This is a genomic window from Achromobacter sp. (assembly GCF_057314935.1).
Genome location: NZ_DBHKZA010000024.1, coordinates 1 through 6,913 on the forward strand (window position 1 = coordinate 1; position 6,913 = coordinate 6,913).

The window sequence follows — 6,913 nt, forward strand, 5'->3', positions numbered from 1 at the left end:
AAGAGGCGAAAGTCGCCAAAGGCACGTTCTACCACTACTTCGCCGCCAAGACCGACCTGTTGGCGGCACTGGCCGAACGGTACACGCGCCAGTTTCTGGAAGCGCTGGAACTCGCCGTCGACGCCTGTGATGAAGACGATTGGGTCGGCAAGCTGCAAGCATGGGTTCACGCCAGCGTCCAGACCTATGCGGACACCTACCGGACGCACGACATCGTCTACAGCAACCATCACCATCACGACCGCCAGAACCGGGACAAGAACGCCATCCTGGAGCAGTTGCTGGAGATCCTGGAAGGCGGCAAGGCGGCAGGCTTGTGGCCGCTGCCGCAACCCCGGATCACCGCCCTGATGATCTATTCCGGCGTGCATGGCGTCACCGACGATGCCATTTCCGCCAACTTGAAAGATTGCACCGATTTCGCGCGCAGCGTCTCGGACGACTGTCTGCGCATGCTGGGCGTCACAGAAGGAAGGCGGGGCGGGCGCCGACCGTCGCGCTGAAGTGGCTGCGCGGGTGGCTCAGACACAAGGCGTTCAGGCCAGCGTCGCACCCCGAATACCACGCGCCGCCGCTCATGAACAGGCGCTCGCCGTGGTTGCGCAGATAGGCCTGCGCACGGTCGCGGACGCGGGCATCCGGAAGTACGCCTAGCGCGATCAGCAGCGAGGGGGGCGAGATGCCGGCCGCCGCTGTGATGTCGCGGAAGGGCGCGTCCATCAGTCCGGGGGTATTCGCGTCGCTACCCGCCTGGCCCACGTGGTGGATGATGGCGTCCGACAGTTGCGGCGCGCCGGCATTGCCGTCGCGTCGACGGGTGGGCGCATCGAACTTGGCCGAGCCGGGCGTGCCCGGCGGCACAAGGGATCCGTCCCGAATGCGGACAGCCATCCACGCCGGGGAGTCCGCCGCCAGGTCCGCATGAGCGGCGTCGTTGTCCGCAATGATCTGGATCTCGCCGTCCACCAGGCGCAGGCCCGCTTGCCATTCCCAGAGGTTTCCGCACAGATCGGCGATGCCGTGCGGCGTATGGTCGTGCCGCCAACTGTCCGGGCCGGACCCGGTCAAGGTTGCCGGATTGCCGGCCGGTTCGCCGGAAACGGCGGCGTCGACCCGCCGTCCGTGCGCCGCGCCATCGCGGATGTCGCGGCCATGGTCGGTATTGCCTTGCGAGGCCAGCCCCCGGGCGTTGCCCCATCGCATCAGCGCTGCGCGTTCCGCGTTGGTGCTCAGGTGCCAGCCTTCGCCGCAGGCGCGGGCCGCGCGGCTGGCCGTTGCAAAGTCGATGCCGCTGGCGGGCGGCTGCCCGGGCAGGCTGAGCAGTTCGCCGTCGCGGATGACGCCGGGGTAAGTGCCATAGAAGAATTCCTGCCGAGGCTGGCCTCGCAGCATGAAGGCGGGATGTTCGCCAAGCCCCAGGTGTTCGCGCAAGATGATGTTCACATGGCTGGGCTGGCCGCGCCGGGTGTAGAGCACGGTCTGTGCGCCGCCGGATGCCGCTTCCACCCGGGCGCGCAAGGCGTCTTTGACTACGACAGTGATCATGGCGCGCAATCTCCAGGGGGGCTGTGCAGCGAGCCGTCGACGATCACCTGCCAATGTCCCCGCGAGCACTGTTCAACACGCGCCCGTACGCCGTACACGCGCGCCAGCAAGGCCGGGGTGATGACCAGATGCGGCACGCCCTGGGTCAACGTCGTGCCGTCATGCAGCACGACCACATGGTCGGCGAAGCGCAGCGCATGATTGATGTCGTGGATCGCCATGACCATGCACATGGCCTGCTGGCGCGACAAGCGCCGCAACAGCGCCAGGACGTCGAATTGGCGTTGCAGGTCGAGCGCGCTGGTGGGCTCGTCCAGCAGCAGCACGCGCGGCGCGCGCACCAGCGCCTGGGCGATGGAGACCAGCTGTCGCTGCCCGCCGCTGAGCGCGGCCAGTTCGCGGTCCGCCAGGCCGTCGATGTGCAGGGTTTTGAGCAACTGCGTGACGCGGTCGAGCTCATCGGCGTCCACGGACCAGCCGCCGCCTTGCTTGGCAGCCAGTAGCACGGCTTCGAATACGCGTAACGACGATCCGATGGAAAAGTCCTGGGGCACATGCGCGGGCCGGTTGGGATGCTGCGGCGGCCACTCGTTGACCGGCCGTCCGGCCACCCGTACTGTGCCCGCGCCGGGCAGCTCCGCGGCGATACGGCGCAACAGCGTGGATTTGCCGGCGGCATTCGAGCCAAGCAGGGCGGTGACCGTGCCGGCGGCAAGCGGACCCAGCTGCAGCTGGCGCAACACGCGTCGCGCGCCGAACGACGCGGACAGGTCGCGAACGTCAAGAAGCGCCGTCATGCCCGCCTCCGTCTCAGGATCAGGACGAAGAACAGCGGCACGCCCACCAGGGAGGTGACGATGCCGATGGGAAGTGTCTGGCCGGGCAGCAGCGACTTGCTCAGCACGGAGGCGGCCGACAGCAGCAGCGCGCCGCACAAGGCGGATGCCGGAAGCAGAAAGCGCTGGTCTTCCCCCACCAGCAGCCGCGCAATGTGCGGGCCGACCAGCCCGATGAAGCCGATCGTTCCGACGAAGGACACGCACACCGATGCCAGCAAGCTGCCCAGCAGGATACTGCTCAGGCGCAGGCGGGCGACCTGGATGCCCAGGCTTGCGGCGCGCGCCTCGCCCAGTCGCAGCGCGGTCAGCGCCCAGGCCTGGCGGGCAAAGACCAGCCATACGCCCAGCAAGGTCGCGCCCATGATGGCAAGCTTGATCCAGTTCGCGCGCGACAGGCTTCCCATCGTCCAGAAAACGACGGCCGACAGGGCCTGATCGGGCGCCACGTACTGCAACGCTTCCAGCAAGGCCGTGAAAGAGAACACCAGCGTTGTCCCCAGCAGCACGATCATCTCGCTGGTGATCCCCTGACGGCGGCTCAGGCGGTGGATGAATACCGCGGCCAGCATGGACACCAGGAAGGCGTTGACCGGGATCGCGTACGCGACGGCGTACGCGGGCAGGATCGTTACCCCAAGCACAAGCCCGATGGCAGCGCCAAAGCTTGCGGCCGCCGACAGCCCCAACGTGAACGGGCTGGCCAAGGGATTGTTCAGCACAGTCTGCATCTGCACGCCGGCAACCGCGAGGCTCGCCCCGACCACCAGCGCTGACAGCGCGACGGGCAGGCGCAGATCCCAGAAGATCACCTGGATGGCAAGCGGCGCGTCGGCGCGCCACAATGCGGACAGGATCTGGAACGGCGTGTAGAGCGCCTGGCCGCTGGACAAATCCAGCGCCAGGCAGGCCAGCGTCAAGAGGCTGAGGCTGGCCAGGATGCCCAGGCGCCGGCGGGCCAGCCGGCGGTAAAGGCTGCGGCCGTGTTCACGTTCGGCCGGCGAGGCAAGGTCGGGGAAGGGGGCTTGTGTCATAAGTCGGCGTTCAGGCTCAGCCAATAGCCCGGCTGGTAGGGAACCGGGAGGAAGCGGGCGTGGAGTTCGCGGAAAGTCGCATCAGGATCCAGGTGCGCGAAGCGTTCGGGATGCAGCCATTTGGCCACCCGCTGCAAGGCGATGAAGTAATAGGGGTTGTCGTAGAACGGATGCCAGATCGCATGGACGCGCCCCGCCTTGGCGGCGCTCAGCGCGCGGTAGGCGGGACGCTGCATCAGGCGCCGCAGACGGGCATGGCCTTCGACGGGATCGGCGCCCGGTCCCAGGTTGACCCAGTCTCCCGCCGGGGAGTAGAGGCTCCAGTTGGCGCCCGTCACCAGCACGACATCAGGGTCCGCGGCAATGACCTGCTCGGGGTGCAAGGTGCCGAAGGTGCCGTGCAGCCACCGGCTGCCCAGGTTTTCGCCGCCTGCCGCGCTGACCAGCTGGCCGAAGTTGCCGTCGCCATAAGACAGGCAGCAGTCGTCATACAGGCCGGCGGCCCGCTCGATCATCACGGTGGGGCGCCGGCGCACGCCTTGCAACGGCGTCGTGACAAGGTCGATCTGCGTCTGCCGGAATTGCAGGAACGCCTCGGCGCGGTCGGGCGTGCCCAGCAACTCACCCATGATCCGGATGCTGCGAGCCGTGTTCTCGAACATGCGAGTTCGAAAATCCACGAACACGACGGGCACGCCTGCCCGGTTCAAGCGGGCCATCAGACCCGAAGACTCCGCGGCCGGACGGGAGCTCAGGTTCAGCACCACCACATCCGGTTCCAGCGATATGGCCAGTTCGATGTCGATGGCGCCCACGTTGGAGCCGCGGAAGGTCGGGATGCGGTCGATGGCCGGAAAACGCCGCAGGTAGGTGGTGTATCCGCCCAGATCGGCCGAGCGGAAGTTGTCGCCCCATCCCACAACCGTCGAAAACGGATCTCCCGGCTGCAACAGCGCCACCACGTAGGCCAATGGCCCATCGCCCAGCACGATTCGCGTGGCGGGAAGGCGGACCGCCACGCGGCGTCCCGCGATGTCGTCCAGCGAGACCGTGGCGCGCGCGTGCGCAGGCCGTGCCGGCAGGCGGAGCAATGCGAGCGCGGCGGCGCCTTGCAGCATCGCGCGGCGCCGCCGCGACGGGGCAGGAGAGAGGGGGCTCACCAGCGGTAGCTCAGCGTGGCGACCGCCGTGCGGTCTTGGCCGATGAAGCAATACATGGCCGATACGCAACTGGCCACATACTGCTTGTTGGTCAGGTTGCTGACATTCAGCGAGACGGCGGCGCCGTTCAGGCTCGCCGACAGGCGCGACAGGTCGTAACTCAACGCGATGTCCAGCAAGGTGACGGCCGGCACCTTGAATGTGTTGGACGGATCCCCATAGGTGGACCCCAGGTAACGCACGCCCGCCCCGAGTTGCATGCCCGCCAGCAGGCCGCCGCCCACGCGATAGTCCACCCAGGCGGAAGCGCTGTGGCGGGGCGTCTGGGCCAGGCTTTTGCCCTGGTAGGCCGCGTCTTTCAAGAGCGTGTTGTCCAGATACGCATAGCTGGCGATCAGGTTCAGGTTGCGCGCCAGTTCGGTGTTGGCCTGCAACTCGAACCCGCGTGACCGGACTTCGCCCGACTGGGTCCAGAATCCCAGATGGCGGGTGTCCGAGGTTTTGACGTTCGTCTGGTTCAACTGGAAGACGGCCGCGCTCAGCAGGGTCCGGGAGTTGGCCGGGTGGTACTTGATGCCCGCCTCGTACTGCGTGGCCTCCGTAGGTTTGAAGGCATTGCCGCCATAGTCGTTGCCCAGCACCGGATCGAACGAGGTCGAATAGCTGACGTAGGGAGACACGCCGCTGTCGAACACGTAGCCCAGGCCGGCGCGCGTGCTCCACTTGCTGTCGCGTTGATCGCTGTTTTTCCAGGCGGCGGAATAGCTGCGCGATTCGTCTTCGGTGCTGGAGGAGTCGTGACGGGCGCTAAGCGTCAGGCGCCAACCGCCGTACGCGACTTGATCCTGGGCATAGAGGCCGACGCGGTCGAACCGCTGGCGCACGTTGTAGGGCCAGTTGATCTTGCTATCGGTGAAGTCCGGCAAGGCGCTGGGACGGTAGTGGTCAGGGGCATAGGGATCGAACGCCACCGGATCCATGCGGTAGGAGTCGCTGCGCAGGGTGCCGCGCGCGTAATCCACGCCCAATAGCAGGGTATGGCGGGTCGGCCCCAGATTGAATTCACCGGTCAGGTTGTTGTCCGCGGAAAAGGTGTTGGAGCTGGCGGGGGCCAAGCCGTACGTGCCCTCCAGCCAAAGATGCCCGCCACGGTCCTGGTAGCCATAAATGGACGTGCGCTGGATGTCGGAATTCACGTACAGGTAGCGCATATTGCTGTTGAACGTCCAGCCGTTGCTGAATGCGTGCGTGAACAGCGAACTGACCGAGTCCTGCTTGCGGCTGGACCCCTGGAAATCCATGTCCGTGTAGTTGCGCCGGCGATCGACCTGCGGATACGGGCTGTGGTTCAGCCCCAGTGCCACGGCGGGCAAGCTGTTGTAGTCGGGGATTTGCGGTTCGCGTGAATGCGTGGCCAGCAGGGTCCACGAGGTGGCGGCGCTGGGGCGCCAGGTCAGGGCGGGCGCCAGGTAGACCCGTTCGTGCTTGACGTCTTCGACTTGCCCTTTGGAATCCAGGCCGATCGCCGTCAGGCGATACAACCAATTGCCGTCGTCGTCGATGGGGCCGGTGGTGTCGATGGCCAACTGCCTGCGCCCGAAATTACCCATCTGCAGGTTGATTTCGTGCGCGGCGTCGGACTGCGGGCGGCGGCTGACCTGGTTGACGATCCCGCCGCCGGTGCCTTGGCCGTAGACGGCCGAGGACGGTCCGCGCAACACCTCCACGCGCTCGAGCGCGAACGGGTCGACCTGTGCGGTCCATGTGGACACATTGGCGATCATCCGCAGGCCGTCGAGGTAGTAGTCGGCATCCACGCCGCGGATCCGCGTCAGGTCAAGCTGACCCCCAAAGGCGCCATATTTCTCGCTGTTCGCACCTGCCGTGTAACGCAAGGCCTGGCTGGTGGTGGCGGCCTGCTGCGTGTCCATCTGCTCGCGCGTGATCACGGAAATCGACTGCGGTGTTTCCAACAACGGCGTACGGGTCTTGGTGCCGATGCGGGATTGTTCCGCCACGTAGCCTTGTACCGGACCGTCCGCGTCATCGGCGGGAAGGCCGCCGGTCACCGTCAGTGCGGGCAGCGTCTGCACGGCGCTGCGCGCCGGGTCCGTACCGGCCGGCGATTGCGCCGCCAGCAGCGGGCCATAGGTCAGGGCGGCCAACGCGAAGGCCGTGGTGCAGCGGCCGGCCGGGAAGGGGGAAGGGGTGAAACGGCGGGCGCGGTCGGTCTTGGGCGCCGTGCAAAGGAAAGTCATGACGTCGGTTCATTGGTCTTGGAGCGGCGCAGTATATAAGTCGACCGACCGTCGGTCAATATAAATGACTCGCATTACCG

Annotated in this window: 6 protein-coding genes; 1 reads left to right on the forward strand and 5 read right to left on the reverse strand. The window is 66.6% G+C overall.

The genetic code is table 11. The annotated features are described in order from the left end of the window. On the forward strand, nt 1–503 hold a 503-nt coding region (locus tag ACO6D5_RS11250), incomplete at its 5' end, for a TetR/AcrR family transcriptional regulator (protein WP_485825419.1). On the opposite strand, the gene ACO6D5_RS11255 is transcribed toward ACO6D5_RS11250, so the two are convergent. The 5 genes from ACO6D5_RS11255 to ACO6D5_RS11275 are packed head-to-tail and all read right to left on the reverse strand — an operon-like array spanning nt 463 to nt 6,833. After that, nucleotides 463–1,545: a hypothetical protein gene (locus ACO6D5_RS11255; protein WP_485825420.1), complete on the reverse strand. Its 1,083-nt coding sequence runs from the start codon at nt 1,543–1,545 to the stop codon at nt 463–465. The two genes, ACO6D5_RS11250 and ACO6D5_RS11255, sit on opposite strands and share 41 nt — an antisense overlap. Next, complete coding sequence (locus tag ACO6D5_RS11260; RefSeq protein ID WP_485825421.1) at nt 1,542–2,342, reverse strand: ABC transporter ATP-binding protein; 801 nt, start codon at nt 2,340–2,342, stop codon at nt 1,542–1,544. The genes ACO6D5_RS11255 and ACO6D5_RS11260 overlap by 4 nt, the downstream gene beginning before the upstream one ends. Next, nucleotides 2,339–3,415 (reverse strand): iron chelate uptake ABC transporter family permease subunit, encoded by a 1,077-nt coding sequence (locus ACO6D5_RS11265; protein ID WP_315846163.1) that lies wholly within the window; start codon nt 3,413–3,415, stop codon nt 2,339–2,341. The genes ACO6D5_RS11260 and ACO6D5_RS11265 overlap by 4 nt, the downstream gene beginning before the upstream one ends. Beyond that, nucleotides 3,412–4,575, reverse strand: coding sequence for an ABC transporter substrate-binding protein (locus ACO6D5_RS11270; protein ID WP_485825422.1), 1,164 nt, complete (start codon nt 4,573–4,575; stop codon nt 3,412–3,414). Before ACO6D5_RS11270 ends, ACO6D5_RS11265 begins: the two co-directional genes overlap by 4 nt. After that, nucleotides 4,572–6,833, reverse strand: coding sequence for a TonB-dependent siderophore receptor (locus tag ACO6D5_RS11275; RefSeq protein WP_485825423.1), 2,262 nt, complete (start codon nt 6,831–6,833; stop codon nt 4,572–4,574). The genes ACO6D5_RS11270 and ACO6D5_RS11275 overlap by 4 nt, the downstream gene beginning before the upstream one ends. Between the last annotated feature and the right edge of the window lie 80 nt (nt 6,834–6,913).